20 protein-coding genes are annotated in these 20,278 nt (G+C 59.5%); 9 read left to right on the top strand and 11 right to left on the bottom strand.

Annotation, left to right across the window (positions count from 1 at the left end; translation table 11 throughout):
* Window positions 1-72: 72 nt before the first annotated feature.
* The 5 genes from LCU97_RS07520 to folM form a co-directional block, all read right to left on the bottom strand.
* A complete protein-coding gene (locus LCU97_RS07520) occupies window positions 73-411 on the bottom strand; it encodes a HopJ type III effector protein (protein ID WP_232776030.1) in 339 nt (112 codons plus the stop codon).
* Window positions 404-700 (bottom strand): DUF1244 domain-containing protein, encoded by a 297-nt coding sequence (locus LCU97_RS07525; RefSeq protein ID WP_053152345.1) that lies wholly within the window; start codon window positions 698-700, stop codon window positions 404-406. The genes LCU97_RS07520 and LCU97_RS07525 overlap by 8 nt, the downstream gene beginning before the upstream one ends.
* A 98-nt stretch (window positions 701-798) precedes the next feature.
* Window positions 799-1,179, bottom strand: a complete 381-nt coding sequence (folX, locus tag LCU97_RS07530; RefSeq protein ID WP_053152347.1) for a dihydroneopterin triphosphate 2'-epimerase — start codon at window positions 1,177-1,179, stop codon at window positions 799-801.
* Complete coding sequence (gene folE / locus LCU97_RS07535; protein WP_053152349.1) at window positions 1,180-1,740, bottom strand: GTP cyclohydrolase I FolE; 561 nt, start codon at window positions 1,738-1,740, stop codon at window positions 1,180-1,182.
* Between the two features lie 19 nt (window positions 1,741-1,759).
* Window positions 1,760-2,470: a dihydromonapterin reductase gene (gene folM, locus LCU97_RS07540; protein ID WP_232776031.1), complete on the bottom strand. Its 711-nt coding sequence runs from the start codon at window positions 2,468-2,470 to the stop codon at window positions 1,760-1,762.
* A gap of 162 nt (window positions 2,471-2,632) precedes the next feature.
* Here folM and LCU97_RS07545 point away from each other — a divergent pair, with 162 nt between their 5' ends.
* On the top strand, window positions 2,633-3,592 hold the full coding sequence (locus LCU97_RS07545) for a MerR family transcriptional regulator (RefSeq protein WP_232776032.1): 960 nt from the start codon (window positions 2,633-2,635) through the stop codon (window positions 3,590-3,592).
* A 52-nt stretch (window positions 3,593-3,644) separates the two neighbouring features.
* On the opposite strand, the gene LCU97_RS07550 is transcribed toward LCU97_RS07545, so the two are convergent.
* Together LCU97_RS07550 and LCU97_RS07555 are read right to left on the bottom strand one after the other, a co-directional pair.
* Entirely contained in the window at window positions 3,645-4,250 is a 606-nt protein-coding gene (locus LCU97_RS07550) for a hypothetical protein (protein ID WP_053152354.1), read from the bottom strand.
* Between the two features lie 52 nt (window positions 4,251-4,302).
* Entirely contained in the window at window positions 4,303-4,779 is a 477-nt protein-coding gene (locus LCU97_RS07555; protein ID WP_232776033.1) for a PAS domain-containing protein, read from the bottom strand.
* A 156-nt stretch (window positions 4,780-4,935) separates the two neighbouring features.
* Between LCU97_RS07555 and LCU97_RS07560 the strand changes: the two genes are divergently transcribed.
* The 4 genes from LCU97_RS07560 (at window position 4,936) to LCU97_RS07575 (ending at window position 8,323) form a co-directional block, all read left to right on the top strand.
* Window positions 4,936-5,391, top strand: a complete 456-nt coding sequence (locus LCU97_RS07560) for a flavodoxin (RefSeq protein ID WP_232776034.1) — start codon at window positions 4,936-4,938, stop codon at window positions 5,389-5,391.
* A 153-nt stretch (window positions 5,392-5,544) separates the two neighbouring features.
* Window positions 5,545-6,327, top strand: coding sequence for a class II aldolase/adducin family protein (locus tag LCU97_RS07565; RefSeq protein ID WP_053152360.1), 783 nt, complete (start codon window positions 5,545-5,547; stop codon window positions 6,325-6,327).
* A complete protein-coding gene (locus LCU97_RS07570) occupies window positions 6,327-7,229 on the top strand; it encodes an alpha/beta fold hydrolase (protein ID WP_053152362.1) in 903 nt (300 codons plus the stop codon). Before LCU97_RS07565 ends, LCU97_RS07570 begins: the two co-directional genes overlap by 1 nt.
* Window positions 7,230-7,411: 182 nt before the next feature.
* Window positions 7,412-8,323 (top strand): SDR family oxidoreductase, encoded by a 912-nt coding sequence (locus LCU97_RS07575; protein ID WP_053152365.1) that lies wholly within the window; start codon window positions 7,412-7,414, stop codon window positions 8,321-8,323.
* Window positions 8,324-8,365: 42 nt separating this feature from the next.
* Here the strand turns inward: LCU97_RS07575 and LCU97_RS07580 are convergent, their stop codons facing one another.
* From LCU97_RS07580 to LCU97_RS07590, 3 genes are all read right to left on the bottom strand, one after another.
* Window positions 8,366-9,133, bottom strand: coding sequence for an N-acetylmuramoyl-L-alanine amidase (locus tag LCU97_RS07580; protein ID WP_053152366.1), 768 nt, complete (start codon window positions 9,131-9,133; stop codon window positions 8,366-8,368).
* 194 nt (window positions 9,134-9,327) lie between these two features.
* Window positions 9,328-9,585 carry an immunity protein gene (locus LCU97_RS07585; RefSeq protein WP_232776035.1) on the bottom strand — a complete coding sequence of 86 codons (258 nt, stop codon included), beginning with the start codon at window positions 9,583-9,585 and terminating at the stop codon, window positions 9,328-9,330.
* On the bottom strand, window positions 9,585-11,537 hold the full coding sequence (locus LCU97_RS07590) for an S-type pyocin domain-containing protein (RefSeq protein WP_232776036.1): 1,953 nt from the start codon (window positions 11,535-11,537) through the stop codon (window positions 9,585-9,587). The genes LCU97_RS07585 and LCU97_RS07590 overlap by 1 nt, the downstream gene beginning before the upstream one ends.
* A gap of 632 nt (window positions 11,538-12,169) precedes the next feature.
* On the opposite strand from LCU97_RS07590, the gene LCU97_RS07595 reads away from it, so the two are divergent.
* From LCU97_RS07595 to LCU97_RS07605, 3 genes are all read left to right on the top strand, one after another.
* The gene (locus LCU97_RS07595) at window positions 12,170-13,963 is read left to right on the top strand and encodes a DUF1302 domain-containing protein (protein WP_053152372.1); all 1,794 of its coding nucleotides are present in this window, start codon (window positions 12,170-12,172) and stop codon (window positions 13,961-13,963) included.
* A 22-nt stretch (window positions 13,964-13,985) separates the two neighbouring features.
* Complete coding sequence (locus LCU97_RS07600; RefSeq protein ID WP_053152374.1) at window positions 13,986-15,353, top strand: DUF1329 domain-containing protein; 1,368 nt, start codon at window positions 13,986-13,988, stop codon at window positions 15,351-15,353.
* 164 nt (window positions 15,354-15,517) lie between these two features.
* A complete protein-coding gene (locus tag LCU97_RS07605; protein WP_232776037.1) occupies window positions 15,518-18,070 on the top strand; it encodes a helix-turn-helix transcriptional regulator in 2,553 nt (850 codons plus the stop codon).
* On the opposite strand, the gene LCU97_RS07610 is transcribed toward LCU97_RS07605, so the two are convergent.
* Entirely contained in the window at window positions 18,060-18,854 is a 795-nt protein-coding gene (locus LCU97_RS07610; RefSeq protein ID WP_053152379.1) for an IclR family transcriptional regulator, read from the bottom strand. The two genes, LCU97_RS07605 and LCU97_RS07610, sit on opposite strands and share 11 nt — an antisense overlap.
* Before the next feature lie 116 nt (window positions 18,855-18,970).
* On the opposite strand from LCU97_RS07610, the gene hmgA reads away from it, so the two are divergent.
* Entirely contained in the window at window positions 18,971-20,275 is a 1,305-nt protein-coding gene (gene hmgA / locus LCU97_RS07615) for a homogentisate 1,2-dioxygenase (RefSeq protein ID WP_053152381.1), read from the top strand.
* Window positions 20,276-20,278 lie beyond the last annotated feature (3 nt).

Raw genomic sequence — 20,278 nt, forward strand, 5'->3', positions numbered from 1 at the left:
TATGCAGCTCTTGTGGCGAGGGGATTTATCCTCTCGCCACAAGAGCGGATCTCACCACACAGGTAGGATCGATCAGCGCCGTTGCAGCGGCAACTCATCGAACTTCACACCCGCCAGCCCATGAACCATCAGCGCACGGATATTGCCGTGATCACTGCCTTCGGGCGTGGCCAGCACCGAGCGGTAATGTTCGCCGAACGCCAGCAGGGCTTCTTCGTCGCTCAGGCTTTCAAGCAGCGCCAGGCCCAGGGTTTTGCATGAGCCTTCGTTTTGACCGGCGGCATTTTTCACGTCGCCGTTGGTGAAAGCTTGTGGCTGGTATTCATAATCATCGGTGATGAAGGTCAGGGTGTCGGCAAAAGCGTGCTCGCCGCTTTTGAGGCGGGCGCGGAAGGAGTTCAGATCAGGCATCGGGTTTTCCTTTGGCGAACGCCGCTTGTTGTTCGGCGCTGGCTTCTTTCTGGTATTGGGCTTTCCATTCGGCGTACGGCATGCCGTAGACCACTTCACGGGCGTCGTCGAGGCTGACCTCGATCCGGCGCTCGTCAGCGGCGGCCTTGTACCACTTGGACAGGCAGTTGCGGCAGAAGCCGGCGAGGTTCATCAAGTCGATGTTCTGCACATCCTTGCGGCTGTCCAGGTGGGCTACCAGCCGACGGAAAGCGGCGGCTTCGAGTTCGAGGCGTTGTTGGTCGGTCATGGTGGTCTCTGCGAGACAGCTATAAAGCGGCAAGCTTCAAGCTGCAAGGTGGATTGAGGTCGCCAAGCTTACCGCTTGTGGCTTGCTGCTTGAAGCGACTACGAAGTCGCCCTGCTTGCCGCCAACGTAATCGAGACCGACTCGGCAAATCGCAAGGCGTGGGGTTTGTCGACTTCCACTTCGGCGTATTGCACCGATTCGTTGCTCATGACCAGGTCCAGCAATTCCTGGGTCAAGCGTTCGAGCAGGGCGAAGCGATTGCCTTCCACGTGGGCAATGATCGCCTTGGTGATGGTGCGGTAGTTCAGGGCGTGATCGATGTCGTTATCACGCACCGCGTCCTGGGCCGGGTAGAGGATGGTCAGGTTGATCAATACATCCTGCTTGTTGAGGATTTCGTCCTCGTTGATACCGATGAAGGTACGCAGGCGCAGATCCTTGACCCGGATGCGCGCCATGGCTGGCTGGAGTTGTGGCATTTAGTTGCTCCGTCGAATCAATTGCAGGAATTCCTGGCGGGTGGTGCTGGACTCGCGAAAGGCGCCCAGCATGACCGAAGTGTTCATGGTCGAGTTCTGTTTTTCGACACCGCGCATCATCATGCACATGTGCTGGGCTTCGATCACCACCGCCACGCCGGCGGCCTGGGTCACCTGCTGCACCGCATCGGCGATCTGCCGGGTGAGGTTTTCCTGGATCTGCAGGCGACGGGCGAACATGTCCACCAGCCGGGCGATTTTCGACAGCCCCAGGACCTTGCCTGTAGGAATATAAGCCACATGGGCCTTGCCGATGAAGGGCAGCAGGTGATGTTCGCACAAGGAGTAGAGTTCGATGTCGGCGACGATCACCATTTCATCGCTGTCCGAAGCGAACAGGGCACCATTGACGATCTGCTCGACGCTTTGCTCATAGCCATGGCAGAGGTACTGCATGGCCTTGGCGGCACGCAGCGGCGTGTCCAGCAACCCTTCGCGCTCCGGGTTTTCGCCCAGGCCGATGAGAATCTCGCGGTAATTCTGGGGCAGGGTTAGCGCCATGATGACTCCTCGAAACAAGCTACTTGACGTGCCGCCCGCCGTTGACGGTCAGGGTAGTGCCGGTGACATAGGGGTTGTCCAGCAGGTAACGCAGGCTCTGGTAGATCACTTCGCTGCCGGGCTCGATGCCCAGCGCTGACTTCGCCAGGGCCTTGGCGCGGTAATCCGCATCGTCATCGGCATTGAACAGTAGCAGGGCCGGGGCGATACCGTTGACCTTGATGGCCGGTGCGTACTTCGCCGCAAACGACAGGGTCAGGCTTTCGAGGCCGGCCTTGGTGGCGCAATAGGCTATGTGTTTGCTGCTGCCCTTGCGGGTGACGTCATCACTGATGTGCACGATGTCCGCCGGGGTCGAGCGTAGAAGCATCTCGGCGCAATGCAAGTTGATCAGGTACGGCGCGAGCATGTGCACACCGAACATGGCCGTGAAGGCGCTGGTTTCGTCGCCGGGGGTTTCGGCCAGCCACGCCGAGGCGTTGTGCACGATAGCCCGTAGCCGGTCGGTGTGCTGCTTGAGTTGTTCGATAAAGGCCAGGATCCCGGCTTCGCCGGAAAAATCGGCGTACAGCACGGTCGCACCGAGATCCCGCAGCGTTTGTACGCCCGGGCGCTCGGTACGATAGGTGGCGATCACCGGATGGCCTTCTTCAAGCAGGCGCTGGGCGCAATGCAAGCCAACGCGCTGGGCTGCGCCGGTGAGCAGGATCGGAGCGTTTGCACTGGGCATGGGACGGCTCGGTTCAAAGCGGGTCCAAAACTATAACAGCCGCTGTGGACCTGTACCTACGAGCGCCTTTGACAAATCCGCGGGTCGATCAGCGTTGCGCTTGTCATCGTATGACTAAGAAGGAGTAAGATAGGATCCAATTCGCCATGGATGACTTCCAAGATGAGCGTAGTGTCCGACGATAAGATCCTTTTCCGGGCTTCACACACTATGGAACGGGAGGATCTGTTTCCAATTCGCGAGGTGTCTCGACTGACCGGCGTGAACCCGGTGACATTGCGTGCATGGGAACGCCGCTATGGTCTGATCCAGCCGACGCGTACCGAAAGCGGCCACCGCCTGTATTCCCTGGGGGACATCGAGAAGGTCCGCACCATCCTGGCGTGGATCGATCGTGGCGTGGCGGTAAGCAAGGTGAGCAAACTCCTGGCCAGGGCCGATTCGGTGAAATCGGGCATCCCCTCTATCCCATCCGGTCGGGTAATCAGTGACTATGCCCAGTGGCAACAGCAGGTGGCCGATGCAGTCAGTAACTTTGACGATATGCAACTGGACCGCGTCTATGGGCAGATCTTTTCCACCTATTCGGTGCCGATCGTATTCCAGAACATATTGATGCCGCTGTGGGGACAACTGCTGCAACGCCAGCAGGAGTTCGGGCAAGCCAGCGAATGGCTGTTCTACGACGGTTTCCTGCGTTCGCGCGTCGCGCAGCGACTTTTACTCAAGCGTGACTCCCCATCGCGACGTATTCTGATCACGGCCATCGCCGGTCAATGCCGCGAACTGGAGTTATTGATCACGGCGCTGTTCCTCTCCAAGGCGGAAGTGGGCATCCGATTATTGACGGTCGGGCAGCCGTTCGATGAGCTGGCCCTGGTGTGCCAGAAGGTAAAGCCTGTGGCGTTGGTATTGGTGTCCAACCATGCGCCGGCGCCTGAGCTATCCAAGCGCTTGAACAAACTGGCGATGAGCCTGGATTGTCCCTTGATGCTGGCGGGCGATGCTTCCGATTTGATCCAGGACAGTCTGGCGGGGTCGTCCATCGGCTGCCTGGGTAATGAGGGGACGGTGATGCGCCAGCGCCTGCGTCAACTATTGGCGGGAAACCTGGACACATAAGGCCAGATGAACACGGGCCGAACGAATGTTTCAGGCCCTGGCCGGACGAAGCCTACACATGCATGGCCGGGTGGGTCAGACGATGTTGTTGGAGAATGTACTGACGCAGGCGCTCGGTCTCGTCCTGGTCATCCTGGCTCAGATGGTAGGCATACAGGCCCTGATGGGTTTCCCGTTCGAAGGTGCCGCGCAATGAAATTCTTTCGTAGCCTGATGGGCTGAACCACAGGGCGAATTGCTTCGGTGGCTTGATGCGGCTGCGGTTCTCAAGCAGCACCCCCTTGCACGACACCTCGTGGACCCATAAAGGTACTGGCTGACCCTTGGCGTTCTCCAGCGCCACCGGTTCTTGGAGCGCCAGGCGCCAGGGACGCACCTTCGGACCGTCTTCGTAGATGCTCGGTACGCCCAGACGCAAGTGCATCGCGTGAAATTCGTCCTCCACCAGATGCAACGGGAAAGTCATCTGCTGGTTATCGAAATGGGCTTGCAGCGTGACCTGTTCGTTTGCCGCCAGACGCGTCAGCAGGTCACGGATCTGCGATCCGCCATTGACCAGCAGGCTCGACGTGACATCCCGTTCGTTCAGTTGCGGGTTGTGCTGCATGGTCCGGATGAAGTCCAGCTCATCCTGGGTCAAGAGGGCGTCGCGCTGCATAGTGTGCTCGGAATGTTTTTACATGTTTACGGTCGAGTGTAGCGATTGACTCTTAATTCGCCGTTTTGTTTGCGCCGTTTGTCGCTTCCAGCCGCGCAATCGTGGCCCTGGCGTCCGCCAGTTCCTTTTCCAGCTGGGCGATGCGCTTTTGCGCCTTGACCTGGGCTGTCACGTCTTTTTGTACGCCGACGAAGTAGGTATTGCCATCCGCTTCGCTCTTTACCGTGGACAGCGACAATTCGTTCCAGAACGCAGTGCCATCCTTGCGATAGTTGCGAAGCACTTCCCGGCAGGCGCCGCCTTGTTTCAATGTTCTGCGTATATGCTCCAGCGCTGGCTGGTCGCGATCACCCGATTGCAGGAAGCGGCAATCCTGATACAGGATTTCGTCGCGGCTATAACCGGTCAGTCGTTCGAAGGCCGGATTCACATAGATCAGGATATTGTCTTCGTCGCCTTCCTTTTCAGCGATGACGATTCCGTCATTGGAAGCGTTTATCACCAGTTGCATCAGTTGCCCGTTGATCATGGATCTCGTCCTTTTGAAATCCTTGGAAATACAGCATTTTAGAAGAAACCGATGGGCTGTCCAATGGCCATTATGCAGTTGGAGGTCAATCGCAGCCTTATCGCTCAGCCTGTTACTATCCCGACTCTTTTTCATATCAGGTTCAGGACCACGCTGATGAAAATCGCCATCCTTTGCGGCTCGGTATACGGCACTGCCGAAGAAGTCGCCCGGCACGCCGCCACACTGCTCGGTGGGGCCGGTTTCGAAACGTTGTGCAATCCCCGAGCGACCTTGGCGGACATCCAGGCATTCGCCCCCCAGGCTCTGCTGGCCGTGACATCCACCACCGGCATGGGGGAACTGCCGGATAACCTGATCCCCTTGTATTCGACCATTCGCGATCAGTTGCCCGCATTTTTTCGTGGCTTGCCCGGCGCTGTGATCGGTCTGGGGGATGCCAGCTACGGCGATACATTCTGCGGCGGTGGCGAGCAGATGCGTGAGTTGTTCGCCGAGCTTGGAGTGTCCGAGGTGTTGCCCATGTTGCGTCTGGATGCCAGCGAAAGCGTCACCCCGGAAACCGATGCCGAGCCATGGCTGGGGGAATTGATCGAGGTATTGCGTCGCTGAAGGAAGGTGGCCTGCGCACCGGGCGGTGTGACTCGCTCGGTCAGTAAGCTGGCTGCAAAGGCAACTAGCACCCCCATCATAGCTGACTAGACTCATCCTCTTGTGCACGGCGTGTTCGTGACACCTTATAAAGATAAGCCAGAGGTCAGAGCCGTGAGCGTAGCGCCCATCCAATCGACACTCAGCATCAAGGAACAAGTCAGTGCAGCGGAATGGCAGACTCGGGTCGACCTGGCCGCCTGTTACCGGTTGGTCGCGTTGCACGGCTGGGATGATCTGATTTTCACGCATATCTCCGCAAAGGTTCCCGGCACCGAAGATTTCCTGATCAACCCGTTCGGGATGATGTTTCATGAAATCACCGCGTCGAGCCTGGTCAAGGTCGACCTGGCCGGTAACAAACTGATGGACAGCCCTTACGAGATCAATCCGGCCGGTTACACGATCCACAGTGCGGTGCACGAGGCGCGGCACGATGTAGCCTGTGTTTTGCATACTCACTCCGCCGCCGGTGTCGCCGTATCGGCACAGAAGCAAGGGGTGCTGCCCATCAGCCAGCAATCGGTGTTCGTATTGTCGAGCCTTGCGTATCACCCTTACGAAGGTGTGGCACTCAACCCCGAAGAGAAGGCTCGCCTGCAGGCCGACCTGGCCGACAACAACTTCATGATGCTGCACAACCACGGGTTGTTGACCTGTGGCGGCACCATTGCCGATACCTTCCTGATGATGTTCACGTTCCAGCGCGCCTGTGAGATCCAGGTGTTGGCGCAGAACGGCGGGGCGGAGTTGATTGCCATTGAGCCGCCGATCCTGGCCGGTGCCCGGGCGATGATCGCCGGGGTCACCAAGAGCGCGCAGGGCATGGGGGGTGTGCTGGCCTGGCCGGCATTGCTGCGCAAACTCGATCAGCAAGACCCGGGTTATAAAAACTGATGCCCATGGTACAGGTTCCCCTGCGTATCTGGCGCCAGCGTGGGCAGACCTTCATGTTCCGGGGGCACGCCATTCGGTACTGGGTGGCGGGGCAGGGTGAGCCATTATTGTTGATCCACGGATTCCCCACGGCCAGTTGGGATTGGCATTACCTGTGGCAGCCCCTGGCACAGCGTTATCGGGTGATCGCCTGCGACATGCTCGGGTTCGGCGATTCGGCCAAGCCGGTGGACCACGTCTACAGCCTGCTGGAACAGGCCGATCTGCAGCAGGCACTGCTGGCGCATCTGAATGTGAGGCAAGCGGTCCACGTGCTGGCTCACGATTATGGGGACAGCGTGGCCCAGGAGTTGATCGCTCGCCATTGCGAGGCGCGGATCGACATTGCCAGTTGTGTGTTCCTCAATGGTGGCCTGTTTCCCGAAACCCATCGTCCGGTGCTGGTGCAGAAGTTGTTGCTCAGCCCTTTGGGCTGGCTGGTGGGCCGGGCTGTTTCCCGAGAGGATATCGCCAAGAGTTTCCGGCAAATCTTCGGTCCGTGGACAGGTCCCAGCGAAAGCGAACTGGACGACTACTGGAGTTTGGTGCAAAGCCATGACGGACCGCGGATCATGCATAAGCTCATCCGCTACATTCCCGAGCGCCGTGTGCAGCGTGATCGCTGGGTGCAGGCGATGCAGCGTGGCGAAGTGCCTATGCGTGTCATAGACGGCGCGTTCGATCCGATTTCCGGTGCGCACATGGTGGCGCGCTATGAGGCGCTGATTCCGAATGCGGACACGGTGCTGTTGCCTGACATCGGCCACTACCCCCAGGCCGAAGCCCCGGTGCAGGTACTCAAGCATTACCTGGCGTTTCGTGCAGGAATCGCCGGTCCGGTCCGGCAAAGGGTGTACTCGTGATTTCTGTTTCAGGGCGATGACGTTGAGCCAAGCCAAGGCATTTTTTGCCCAGCGAGGCGCGCAAGCATCATCCCCTCACCTTATCGCCCACCATTCACTCTCAGCCGAGTTGATTGAAGACCGTCCCCCCTGTACCGGACACTCGGGCTTTGCAAACCATTCGGCCTGCTGGAGTTCTGCCCATGAGTGAATCTGTGCGCTTCGAAGATAAAGTGGTGATCGTCACCGGCGCTGGCGGTGGCCTGGGGCGGGCTCATGCCTTGCTGTTCGCCAGGCAGGGGGCCCGGGTGGTGGTCAACGACCTCGGTGGTTCCGCCCAGGGGGAGGGGGCCAATGCCTCGGCGGCAGACCGGGTGGTGACTGAGATTCGCGAAGCCGGTGGTATCGCCGAGGCGAACCACGATTCGGTCACCGATGGCGACAAGCTGGTACAGAACGCGCTCGACGTGTTCGGCCGGGTCGATGTAGTGGTCAACAACGCCGGTATCCTGCGGGACAAGACCTTTCACAAAATGGATGACGCCGATTGGGACCTGGTCTACCGCGTCCATGTCGAGGGCGCCTACAAGGTCACCCGTGCCGCGTGGCCACACCTGCGCGAGCAGAATTATGGCCGGGTGATCTTCACGGCTTCCACGTCCGGTATCTATGGCAACTTCGGCCAGTCCAACTACGGTATGGCCAAGCTCGGTCTCTACGGGTTGACGCGGACCCTGGCCATTGAGGGGCGCAAGCACAACATCCTGGTCAACGCCATCGCGCCTACCGGCGGAACCCGTATGACCGAAGGCCTTATGCCGCCGCAGGTGTTCGAGCAACTCAAGCCTGAACTGGTCAGCCCACTGGTGGTGTATCTGGCCAGCGAAGCATGCCAAGAAACCTCCGGGTTGTTCGAGGTGGGCGGCGGCTGGATGGGCAAGGTTCGCTGGGAGCGTAGCCTCGGCGCCGGATTCGATCCGGGCAAGGGCTTTTCACCCGAGGACGTCGCCGCCCACTGGCAGCAGATCTGTGACTTCGAAAACGCCGTGCACCCCAATGACAACCTGGAAGCCTTGAAGGAAATGATGGCGAATCTGCAACGCTACGCCGTTTGATTCGTGACCTCGACCGGTTGCCGTCAGCGACGGCAACGTCGGTCAGGGAAAATACTTATTCACCAACGCCGCCAGGTTCGCAGCGGTCTCGAAGTCCATCAGCCCATCATATCTGGCCGGGCGAAAGTGCAGCTGAAAGGCGCGCACCAGGCGCTGGAAGCCCGCACTTGTCGTGGCGGCCGAAATGTCATACCCATATTTCTTGAACAGGCCGAGCAAATGCTCGCGAGGGGGCAAGCCGTTGCATTGGTAAGCCTCCAGATAGGCCCTTTGCGTCGGCTCGTCAAACCAGGCTCCGATGCCCTTGGCGTACAACGCCTGCCAGGGAAACATCGGGCCGGGATCGCTTTTTCTGCCGGCGGCGATGTCTGAATGGGCCACTACGTTGACCGGGCTGATGTCGGGATAGCGCTTGAGTATGTCGAGCGCCAACTGCTCCACGGCCTCTATCTGCTGCGGCTGATAAGGAGGAAACGTGAACTGCCCCTGGTGATCGGCGGCCAGGTTCACGATCTCCACGCCGATGGAGGTGTCATTCAAATTATTGCGATTGCCCCAACTACTCACGCCCGCGTGCCAGGCGCGGTGCTGCTCGTCCACCAGATTGAAAATCTGTGGCTCGTTGAAACCTGCTTTCAAATAAGTGGGGTCGGTAAAGTCCGGGATCAGATAGTGGGCGCTGACCGACGGGCCGGTCAGTGCGTTGATGGAAGAAGAGAAATTGGCGGCCGTGTAATGAAAGACCAGGAAACGAATGCGGTTGTTATAGCTTTTTCTTGAACGATAACTGCTGGAGTTTATTGGAAACATAAAGAGCTCACTGATAACTGAATAAGGTCGAAGCGACAAACTGGGACCGGTTTCAGGCTAACAATGATCGTGGGGTTGGCATGTAGTGAAGGTCTGGGTTTGATGTGGGAATAGGCGTTTGGTTTGTAAGAAAATCGAGGTCAGGAAGAAGGCGCCGCTGTTTAGGCGACGGCGCCTTCAGGGTGCGGGCAGTATTACGTGTATCGTTTTTCAGTTACGAATTTTGGTGCTTTCCAGTTGGGGCCTTTGATTGCTACAGGCCCGTCACCGTTGGCCAGTATTCCCTCTTCAAATAGCTTGGTGTAGGTTCTTAACAATTCACCGTTTGCCACTGCATCAAAGCGATAACGACTAACCATTCTGTCAAGCGATGGATAGGCTAGACCAATGCCGAATGCGGAAACGATATCTTCAATCGATTCGTTTTTTATAATTTGCTCTATGCTATTCATTAAAGCTCTCCTTTCAGAAGGCGTTTGTATATTGCTTCCATTTGTTTGTTCGCGGCGGTGAGAGCCTCAGGGGAGTACAGCGATGATTCTTTGCTGTCCAGTTTGTAGTCTTCCAGTGTAGCGGTATGGGCGTTGTTCCATTCCACCGAGTCATCACCTGGATTGAAGCTGTCAGTGAGTCCTAGGGCTCTGAACCTCTCCAGCTCTCTGATTTCATGGGTGTAGAAGCGTTTGTCGACATCCGTTACAGTCAACTGACCCTTCTGAATTCTCTCTAATCGGTCAATCATGACGATATTCGCGTCGGACTGATCCAAGCGCGCAATATGCAGCTTCACTTCTTCAATCCCTTTCGGGGTAATGGTCGCCGTCCTCCAATCCAATTCAAGAATCGGCCCACCCGCCTGCTCGGGATTGAATCTGCGTCCACTGTGCTCCCCTGTGGTCGTCGCTCCCTCATAAGGACTGCTGAATACGGTATACAGCGGAGGAATGCCCGAGTCAGCCGGGAACACTGTGACAAACCCGCCAAAGCTGTAGCGATCCAGTTCCGGGTGGCTATCGATTCGCCCGTTTCCGGCGACGGGAGTGGCGCCGTCATAGATCGTGGCGTTCGAAACGCTTGCCGGTAGCGCCGTAGAAGCATCGCCCGGTGTGACGATAGGCGTCCATGTCATTCCGATGTCGGCGTTCGGGAGGTAGGACTTGTAAGTGTTGGCTTGCGCATCGAGCGTGGCGAGTCTGACCGGCACCCTGGAGTGCTTGGAAACCCTTGAAGGGGCCGCGACGACGAACTCCGTTTTGTCTGCGACGGTCCTGGAGCCGAGGACGACGGGGAGCGTCATTTCCCTTGTTGATGTGGCGACGAGGTGCAAGTCATCGGTGTTGTCCGGCGCGAGTTCTGACAGCGGGACACTCAGGGCATACAGATCGCTGTTGCCCAGTTCCGAGGGATAAAGCAATGCCGCAATGCCGCCGACTGCCGGGCCGGCCGTTGCGGCGACGACTTCGACAATCGCCGAGACGGTGGAGCGTAGCGCAGCCTGGATGGCCAGGGTTGTTGCCGGGCTTATGGCCAAGGTGCTGCCGGAGATGGCGAATACCGGGCCGACTGCGGTTGCCGCGCCCGGCAGCGGGAATGTGCGACCAGCCAGGACTGGGCGTTTTGTTTGTGCATGGGCCGCACGTTGGACCTCGGCTTCGACTGCCTTGCGTGCCTGCTCTTCAGCTGCGCGTTTGGCTTCGGCCTGGGCTTTAGCGTGAGCTGCGGCAGCCGCTGCCAGGCGCTGTGTCTCTGCCGCCAGCCGTGCTCGTTCCGCCGCACGTTTAGCTTCGGCCTGGGCCTTTGCCTGAGCTGCTGCCGATTTTGCCTTGGCCTCGGCAATGGCTTTGTTTTGTATGGCTAAGCGGGACTCCAACAGTTTTATCTGTTCGGCCAGAAATTTCGCTTGGTAAGCTGCGGCGTAAGAAACATTCCATTTAGCTATTGCGCTGTAATAACCTCTTTGCCCTCCGCGACGACCAACGAGTTCGAAACCTTTATAGGCGGGATCTCTGGCCTTGTGGGTCAGCGGGTCGTGACCATAATAAAGGTTGGCGGTTTTTATTTGTTGTTGGTGATCTGCTCTGGCTTTGGAAAGCAGCAGATTAAGTGCCCGTAATTCGATGTCGAAACCGGAGGCCGCTGTCGGGATCGCAGACCGAGCAGTTGCTCTTGTTTTTGCGAGCTCGGCATCGGTTATGTAGGTAATGTTTTTGATATTTTCTTTGAAGCATTTTTCAACAGATTCATTACTTTCCTCCAGCCATTCAAAGGCATAGTCAACTGCATCGTATGCGCGGTCGGCGTGGTCGGGGCCTAATACGCCCCTGGCGCTAAATCCGAATCCAAACGACGATGAAGGCTTACGAGGTATACCTCTATTTATAAGAATGTTTTTCTCTTGTGGCATATCGAGTTCCTTTCGATTGAATATGGAAAATTTGTCCTTTCGGCACTCAATAGTGGCGGTTGTTCGTGATTGCTTGTGTCAGCGCCATCCGTTGCGCCGGGAGTCACTATAAGTTCCGCAGCAAACGCTGGACAGATGGGGGGTTCCGAGCGTGCTGTAGGAAAGTTGTAAGTTGCATGCAGGAAATAAACGCAAATAAAAAAGGCCGCTGCAAAAAGCAGCGGCCTGAAGATGACGTTGCAAAGGAGCTACAAATCAACGTCGGTAAGCACGGGTTGATGGACCGATACACCCATCCATCCGAATGACGGTGCGCCAGGCGTGAGGGATGCCATGGCGGATGTTGCAGGCCCGTTACCCTGCAAGCCCGGCCAGCATAAGGACTGACCGGGCCGGGAAACAGCCCGGATCCGGACATGCACTGTTGCATCAGGCGCAATAGTGCTGCCCGCTGGGATAGGTATGCGTGGCGCTGATGACCCGTCATCCAGTGCGTCCATGGACGACGCAAAGCCCCGTCCCACAAGAGCTGTAATCCTTTCGAGCGACAGCGCGAATACCTCCTTGGTGCGCTTATCGCCCGCCCCGGCCGGCAGTAGGGTGAAGGCTCTGTCACTCACCGGGGAAGACGCATGACAACAATAACAATGCGCGCCATCTTCAAGCCGCAAGCGCTGGCCGTTGCGGTGGCCTTGGGTTGCTGCGCCCAGGCGCAGGCCGTTTCATTCAACATTGGCGAGATCGAAGGCCAGTTCGACTCCTCGTTGTCCGTGGGCGCGAGCTGGGGCATGCGCGATGCCGACAAGGACCTGGTTGGCACGGTCAACGGCGGTCGGGGCCAATCGTCCACCGGTGATGATGGGCGGCTGAATTTCAAGAAAGGCGAGACCTTTTCCAAAATATTCAAAGGTCTGCACGACCTCGAACTCAAGTACGGCGACACCGGCGTGTTCGTGCGCGGCAAGTACTGGTATGACTTCGAGCTCAAGGATGAAGGCCGCGAGTTCAAGGACATCAGCGACAGCAATCGCAAGGAAGGCGCCAAGTCCTCCGGAGCCGAGCTTCTCGACGCCTTCGTCTATCACAACTACTCCATCGCCGACCTGCCGGGCACCGTGCGCGCCGGTAAGCAAGTGGTGAGTTGGGGCGAAAGCACCTTCATCGGCAACTCGATCAATAGCATCAACCCGGTGGACGTTTCTGCGTTCCGCCGTCCGGGCGCCGAGATCAAGGAAGGCCTGATCCCGGTGAACATGCTGTTCGCTTCCCAGGGCCTGACCGACAAACTCACCCTCGAGGGGTTCTACCAACTGGAGTGGGACCAGACGGTGGTCGATAACTGCGGCACGTTTTTCGGCAACGATGTTGTCGCCGACGGATGCACCACCGGCTACACGGTGGGCAGCCCGGCGATCGCGCCGTTCGTGCCGCTGACCCAGCTGTTCGGCCAGGGCATTCAAGTGGTCGACGAAGGGGTGATCATCCCTCGGGGCGGTGACCGCGATGCGCGGGACTCCGGCCAGTGGGGTACGGCGTTGCGCTGGCTCGGCGATGACACCGAGTACGGCCTGTATTTCATGAACTATCACAGCCGCACGCCAACTGTCGGCACCACCACGGCCGGTGCTTCCACGCTGGCGGCGTTGCCCGGGATGGTCGCGATTGCCAACGGTATTTTTCCGGGCAGCGGCGCCGGCCTGGCGCAAAGCGTGATGTTGGGACGTGGCCAGTACTACCTGGAATACCCCGAGGATATCCGCCTGTACGGCGCCAGCTTCTCAACCACGCTGCCCACCGGCACCGCATGGACCGGGGAAATCAGCTACCGCCCCAACGCGCCGGTACAGCTCAACACCAACGACCTGACCCTGGCCTTGCTCAATCCAATCGCCGGTGGTGCCGCATCCCCCATTGCCACGTCGGCAGGGGCGGATAATACCGGTTACCGGCGCAAGGAAATCACCCAGGTCCAGAGCACCATGACGCATTTCTTCGACCAAGTGCTGGGCGCCGATCGCCTGACCCTGGTGGGCGAGGCGGCGGTGGTGCACGTCGGCGGGCTGGAGTCCAAGGACAAACTGCGTTATGGCCGCGACTCGGTCTACGGTCAGTACGGATTCAACGGTGACACCGACGGCTTCGTCACGTCGACCTCCTGGGGCTATCGCGCCCGGGCCATCCTCGATTACTCCAACGTCGTCGCCGGCATCAACTTCAAGCCTAATCTGTCCTGGTCCCATGACGTGGCCGGCTACGGCCCCAACGGGCTTTTCAACGAAGGCGCCAAGGCCGTCAGCGTTGGTGTCGATGCCGACTACCGCAACACCTACACCGCCAGCCTGAGCTACACCGATTTCTTTGGCGGCGATTACAACGTTCTCGAAGATCGCGACTTCCTCGCGCTGAGCTTCGGCGTGAACTTCTGATCTGGCTGACAAGGAAAACCCAATGCGCAAGATGATCCTGCAATGCGGTGCCCTGGCCTTGAGCCTGCTGGCTGCGAATGTGATGGCGGCGGTCTCGCCGGAAGAAGCCAACAAGCTGGGGACGAGCCTCACGCCGCTGGGGGCTGAGAAGGCGGGTAACGCCGACGGCTCGATCCCGGCCTGGACCGGCGGCATTCCCAAGAACGCCGGTGCGGTAGACAGCAAGGGGTTCCTGGCCGACCCGTTCGCCAATGAAAAACCGCTTTTCACCATCACCGCCGCGACCGTGGACAAGTACAAGGACAAGCTGTCCGAAGGCCAGGTCGCAATGTTCAAGCGCTACCCCGAAACCTACAAGATCCCTGTGTACCCGACTCATCGCAGCGTGGGCCTGCCGCCGGAAATCTACGAGTCGGTCAAGCGCAGCGCACTTAACGTCACTGCAATCAACGACGGCAACGGCTTGGCCAATTTCACCGGTAACCGCTATTACGCTTTCCCGATTCCCAAGAACGGTGTGGAAGTGTTGTGGAACCACGTCACTCGTTATCACGGTGGCAACCTGCGGCGTGTCATCACTCAGGCGACGCCACAGACCAACGGCAGTTTCACGCCGATCCGTTTTGAAGAAGAAATTGCCGTGCCGTTCCTGATCAAGGACGCCGATCCGGAAAAGGCCAGCAACGTGCTGACCTATTTCAAGCAGGAAGTCACCGCCCCGGCACGCCTGGCCGGCAACGTGCTGCTGGTGCATGAAACCCTGGACCAGGTGAAGGAGCCGCGTCTGGCCTGGATCTACAACGCGGGCCAGCGTCGTGTGCGACGCGCGCCACAAGTGGCCTATGACGGTCCGGGCACGGCGGCCGACGGGTTGCGCACCTCCGATAACTTCGATCTGTTCTCCGGAGCGCCGGATCGCTACGACTGGAAGCTGGTCGGCAAGAAGGAAATGTACATTCCGTACAACAGCTACAAGCTCGACTCGCCCACTCTCAAGTACGACGATGTGATCAAGGCCGGACACATCAACCAGGACCTGACTCGTTATGAGTTGCACCGGGTCTGGGAAGTGATCGGTACGGTCAAGCCCAACGAGCGGCACATCTACGCCAAGCGCCACATGTACATCGACGAGGACAGCTGGCAGGCCGCGCTGGTGGATCACTATGACGGTCGCGGCCAACTGTGGCGCGTGGCCGAAGGGCATGCCCAGTTCTACTACGATCATCAGAACCCGGGCTACACCCTCGAGGCGCTCTACGATCTGATCGCCGGTCGCTACATTGCTCTGGGCATGAAGAACGAAGAAAAGCACAGTTACGTATATGGTTTCGAGGCCCGTGCGGCCGACTACACGCCGGCGGCGCTACGCTCTTCAGGCGTGCGTTAAGGTGTGATGGATGGGGTTTTGCCTGATTTGATCATCACGAACGACCGGCAGCCGCATCTGTCGGTCGTTTTTTTATGGGAGCCAATCAGCGCGCTGAATACTTCTCCAAAGGTGGACGACACAGGACTAGGGTGGTGGAAGAACAATAAAAAGGACCTGCACACATGACCGCCATGACCCCGTGCCCGGACCGTCCTGGATTGCTGCCTCGCCTGTCTGCGACGCATGTGTTGCGCAGGTCCCTGAGCGAGCCCCTGCTGACCTCGGGGGCGCGGGTGAAATTGCTGTGCGCCCCGGCAGGTAGCGGCAAGAGCGCGTTGTTCGCCGAATGCTTCCTGCAAGCCCCCAGCGACTGCCGATTGCACTGGTTGCCACTGGCAGGCGCTGCGTTGGATGGGGCGCAGATGTGCGAGCGCCTGACGCAAGCCCTCGGCTTGCCAGTGATGGATGAAGCGGGGCTGCTGAATCATCTGGCCCGTCTGCAAACCCCCACCTGGCTGTTCCTGGACGATTACTGCCGAGTGCCGAACCCCGAACTGGACCGCTTGCTCGACCGTTTGTTGAATGCCGGCAGTCCGTTGCTTCACCTGTGGCTCAATGGCCGCCGACGTCCACACTGCAACTGGACGCGCCTTCTGCTCGATGACGAGCTGTACGAGTTCGATGCCAAGGCATTGGTCTTCACGTCCGACGATATCCTCCCCTTGCTCGGTCACCTGCCCGCACCCCAGGCGATCCGCACGGCCCGCGAAGTCATACAGCGCAGCGGTGGTTGGTGCGCCGGGGTGCGCATCGCCTTGCTCGAACGGTGTGAATGGGCGCGCCGCCACGCGTCGCCAGGGCGGCCCGGGACCCTGCTCGACTACCTTGAGTACGAGCTGTTCAGCACGCTGACGGCGGACCTGGCGCAAGCCTGGCGCGTGTTGGCGCATCTGCCGCGGTTCAATGCCCGTCTTTGTGAGCACCTGTTCGGGGACACCGTCGGGGTGGAGTGTCTTCCCCTGTTGTTGGACCTGGGGTGTTTCATTGAACCGTGGGAACAATCCTCGGATTGGTTGCAGGTCTATCCGCCCCTGGCCCGGCTGGTACGTGACGAGCCCTGGCCGCAGGGACGTTCCTGGCATCGACGGGCCTGCCAGTGGTTCGCCGCCGAGCAGGACTGGCAGATGGCGTTCGAGCAGGCCATCCAGGCCGAGGAGTTCGAAACGGCCATCAGTTTCCTGCAGCACCTGAGTTTCGAGCATCTACTGCAGCGCAACAATGTGCTGTTGTTGCTCGACCTGCATGACCAGCAAGGCGAGGCGCTGACGCTGAGCACTCCGCAATCGGTGGGGTTGGTCACTGCCGCGCTGCTGTTCGCCGGACGCTTCGACCAGGCATCGGTGTGCATCGAGCAGTTGACCCGCTTCCTGCCGCAACCACAGGCCTGCCAACAGAGAGAGTTGGTGGCTCGCTGGCAGGTGCTTCGGGGCTGGTTGTTGCATCTGTCGGGCGACGGCGAACGAGCCTGCGAGCACTTTCTCCAGGCCCAGGCCAACCTGGACCCGAACACCTGGGCCTTGCAGTTGCTATGCCTGTCGGGATTGACGCAGCAGGCGCTGCTCAAGGGCGAACTGGCCAGCGCCCAGTGGACCAGTCGCCAGGCGTTATGCCTGGCGCGTGCTCATGGCTCGCTGGTGTTCGAAGGTTTGCTGGAGCTGGACCATGCCCAGATCCTGGAGCAGCGTGGCGCACCTCATCGAGCCGACGCTCTGCTGAGTGCGGTCCAGGCGTTGCTTGATAAGTCGGGCCAGGATTTTTCGGCGCTCCTGGGGCGCATCGCCTTGCGCCGTGGACGCCTGGCACTGCGCATGGGCTTCGATGAGCAGGCCACCGAGCAATTCCAGTTGGGGCTGGAGACAGCGATGCGCTACCAGGACAAACAAGTGCTTTATGGTTTCCTTGGTAAAGCCAACCTGGCCGTCAACCGGGGCGATTACGGTGAGGCGTTCATGCAGTTGCGTGATGCAGAGCGGATCATGCAGCAGCGAAACATCCCCGACACGGTCTATCGCGGCGTGTTGCTGCAAACCAGTTGCCAGTTCTGGTTGCAGCAAGGGCGCCCGGAACTGGCCCATGAGGCCCTGACCCGAGTCCTTCGCCATTTTCATGGGCCCCAGGCCAAGCAAGCGCCTCCGGCGACGCTGGAGCTGATCCCGCGACTTGAATACCTGCTGGTGCTCACCGAGGTCTATCTGCATCGGGCGCAAGACCCGCAGGCGCGCCTGAAGGCAATGATCGACCGGGCGCAGCGCTGCGGCATGCATGGGCTGGAGACCGAGTTGCACCTGGCTCTGGCGGAAGTTGCCTGGCTGTCCGCCGATCATGCCCTGGCGCGCGCACTCATGCGGGAAGGACTTGAACGAGTCGCCTGCTGGCGGGCAGAGCAGGCATTGCACGAACTGGGCCTGCGCCAGCCGGAGCTGTTGCGCTGGTCACAGGCGGCGCAACCTCTCGAGACGCATGTGAGCGTGGCTGAAGAAACATTACTGAGCCAGCGGGAGCTGGAAGTGCTGGGATTGATTGCGCAAGGTCATTCCAACCAACAGATTGCCGAACAGCTGTTTATCTCGCTGCACACTGTGAAAACCCACGCGCGTCGGATCCACAGCAAACTGGGTGTGCAGCGGCGTACTCAAGCGGTGGCGAAGGCCAAGGGCATGGGGGTCATGAGCTAGCGCCATCGCATTCGTAGCCCATCCGCCAGCTCACGGCCCGAGTGGCCGCCAATAACCGTTGCGCCGCCGGGCCATGTTCGTCGGCATGGAACAGTGAAGTCGGACCGACGATGGTCATGACGGCAGCCACCTGGCCGACCGCATTGAAGACCGGGGCGGACAATGCATCCACCCCCGGCATCAGCAAGCCGTGCACATGGTGCAGGCCGCGACTGCGAATCTGCTCGCACAGGCTGCCATAGGCCTGATCATCGGCCAGGAGGTGCCCATGGGTACTCTTCACTTCCTGCTCACGCAACTCGATCGTCTCACGTTCCGGCAGATAGGCGCTGAACACCAGGCCGGTAGACGAGCTGAGTAACGGCAGTACCGAGCCCAGTTGCGTGACCACAGTCACCGCTCGCACGGCAGGTTCGATCCGTACCACGGTCGCACCGTGGTTACCCCACACTGCCAGGAAACAGGTTTCGTTAAGGTCGTCCCGCAGCTCGGCCAGGGGCAGGGCGGCCACCTGCAGCACGTCCATGCCGTTCAACGCCGCCAGGCCCACCCGCAGCGCTTCGCGCCCCAGGCCGTAATGGTTGGTCGCCGTGTTTTGCTCGGCAAAACCACTGGCGATCAAGGCTTGCAGGTAGCGATGAACCTTGCTTGCCGGCATCTGCACGTGTTCGGCCAGGCGCGACAGCGAGGTGGATGGAGAGAGTTCGGCCAGGGCCTTGAGAATGTCGGTACCGACTTCGGCCGAGCGGACTTTCTGTTTGCCGTTATTGAGCGGGTTTTCCATGGAGGCGCAGGGTCCAGAGGCGAATGGGCGTCTTTATAGCTTGACGGTCGCTGTCGAGCAAATTACGTTATGCGTAATTCGATTACGATAAAAATAACAGGTGTTCAGGAGGCTCCATGAACGTCGATCCCGCTGCATCGGACCTGATCTATCAATCGGGCTTTGGCAACGAATTCGCCAGTGAAGCGCTGCCGGGTGCATTGCCCGTTGGCCAGAACTCCCCGCAGAAAGCCCCGTACGGACTGTACGCCGAGCTGTTTTCCGGTACGGCGTTCACCATGGCCCGCAGCGAAGCGCGACGCACCTGGATGTACCGCATCCGGCCGTCGGCCAACCATCCGGCCTTTACCCGACTGGAACGCCAGCTCGATGGTGGTCCGCTGGGGGACGTCACGCCCAATCGCCTGCGTTGGAACCCGTTGGACATCCCCGCAGAGCCCACCGACTTCATCGACGGACTGGTGCGCATGGCGGCCAATGCCAATCAGGACAAGCCGGCCGGCATCAGTCTTTATCATTACCGCGCCAATCGCTCCATGGAGCGGGTGTTCTTCAATACCGACGGTGAATGGCTGCTCGTGCCGCAGCTGGGACGGCTGCGGATCGCCACCGAGTTGGGGGTGCTGGAACTGGCTCCGCTGGAAATCGCCGTGCTGCCTCGCGGACTGAAGTTCCGGGTCGAACTGCTCGACCCGCAGGCCCGTGGTTACCTGGCCGAAAACCATGGCGCAGCGCTTCGCCTGCCGGACCTGGGGCCCATTGGCAGCAACGGCCTGGCCAATCCACGTGACTTCCTCACACCGGTGGCCCATTACGAGAACGTTGCGCAACCGACCACGCTGGTGCAGAAGTTCCTTGGCGAATTGTGGGCTTGCGAATTGGATCACTCACCGCTTGATGTGGTGGCCTGGCATGGCAACAACGTGCCGTACAAGTACGACCTGCGCCGCTTCAACACCATTGGCACGGTCAGTTTCGACCACCCGGACCCTTCGATTTTCACCGTATTGACGTCGCCGACCAGCGTCCACGGCCTGGCCAACCTCGACTTCGTGATCTTCCCGCCGCGCTGGATGGTGGCGGAAAACACCTTCCGTCCGCCGTGGTTCCATCGCAACCTGATGAACGAATTCATGGGCCTGATCCAAGGCGCCTACGATGCCAAGGCCGAAGGTTTCCTGCCCGGTGGTGCCTCCTTGCACAGCTGCATGAGCGCCCATGGTCCGGACGGCGAAACCTGCACCAGGGCGATCAATGCCGCGCTTGAGCCGGCGAAGATCGACAACACCATGGCCTTTATGTTCGAGACCAGCCAGGTGCTGCGTCCGACTCGTTTCGCCCTGGACTGCCCGCAATTGCAAACCGACTATGATGCCTGCTGGGCCTCGCTGCCTGTCACGTTCGACCCGACCCGGAGATAAACC

This window comes from Pseudomonas uvaldensis, assembly GCF_021271205.1.
Lineage (GTDB): Bacteria > Pseudomonadota > Gammaproteobacteria > Pseudomonadales > Pseudomonadaceae > Aquipseudomonas > Aquipseudomonas uvaldensis.

Bases quoted from the DNA above. Each gene is read 5' to 3' on its own strand.
- LCU97_RS07595 (WP_053152372.1), top strand. From the start codon at position 12,170: ATGACAACAATAACAATGCGCGCCATCTTCAAGCCGCAAGCGCTGGCC.
- LCU97_RS07575 (WP_053152365.1), top strand. From the start codon at position 7,412: ATGAGTGAATCTGTGCGCTTCGAAGATAAAGTGGTGATCGTCACCGGC.
- folX (WP_053152347.1), bottom strand. From the start codon at position 1,179: ATGCCACAACTCCAGCCAGCCATGGCGCGCATCCGGGTCAAGGATCTG.
- LCU97_RS07520 (WP_232776030.1), bottom strand. From the start codon at position 411: ATGCCTGATCTGAACTCCTTCCGCGCCCGCCTCAAAAGCGGCGAGCAC.
- hmgA (WP_053152381.1), top strand. From the start codon at position 18,971: ATGAACGTCGATCCCGCTGCATCGGACCTGATCTATCAATCGGGCTTT.
- LCU97_RS07550 (WP_053152354.1), bottom strand. From the start codon at position 4,250: ATGCAGCGCGACGCCCTCTTGACCCAGGATGAGCTGGACTTCATCCGG.
- LCU97_RS07605 (WP_232776037.1), top strand. From the start codon at position 15,518: ATGACCGCCATGACCCCGTGCCCGGACCGTCCTGGATTGCTGCCTCGC.
- LCU97_RS07580 (WP_053152366.1), bottom strand. From the start codon at position 9,133: ATGTTTCCAATAAACTCCAGCAGTTATCGTTCAAGAAAAAGCTATAAC.
- LCU97_RS07555 (WP_232776033.1), bottom strand. From the start codon at position 4,779: ATGATCAACGGGCAACTGATGCAACTGGTGATAAACGCTTCCAATGAC.
- LCU97_RS07585 (WP_232776035.1), bottom strand. From the start codon at position 9,585: ATGAATAGCATAGAGCAAATTATAAAAAACGAATCGATTGAAGATATC.
- LCU97_RS07590 (WP_232776036.1), bottom strand. From the start codon at position 11,537: ATGCCACAAGAGAAAAACATTCTTATAAATAGAGGTATACCTCGTAAG.
- folM (WP_232776031.1), bottom strand. From the start codon at position 2,470: ATGCCCAGTGCAAACGCTCCGATCCTGCTCACCGGCGCAGCCCAGCGC.
- LCU97_RS07525 (WP_053152345.1), bottom strand. From the start codon at position 700: ATGACCGACCAACAACGCCTCGAACTCGAAGCCGCCGCTTTCCGTCGG.
- LCU97_RS07560 (WP_232776034.1), top strand. From the start codon at position 4,936: ATGAAAATCGCCATCCTTTGCGGCTCGGTATACGGCACTGCCGAAGAA.
- LCU97_RS07570 (WP_053152362.1), top strand. From the start codon at position 6,327: ATGCCCATGGTACAGGTTCCCCTGCGTATCTGGCGCCAGCGTGGGCAG.
- LCU97_RS07610 (WP_053152379.1), bottom strand. From the start codon at position 18,854: ATGGAAAACCCGCTCAATAACGGCAAACAGAAAGTCCGCTCGGCCGAA.
- folE (WP_053152349.1), bottom strand. From the start codon at position 1,740: ATGGCGCTAACCCTGCCCCAGAATTACCGCGAGATTCTCATCGGCCTG.
- LCU97_RS07545 (WP_232776032.1), top strand. From the start codon at position 2,633: ATGAGCGTAGTGTCCGACGATAAGATCCTTTTCCGGGCTTCACACACT.
- LCU97_RS07600 (WP_053152374.1), top strand. From the start codon at position 13,986: ATGCGCAAGATGATCCTGCAATGCGGTGCCCTGGCCTTGAGCCTGCTG.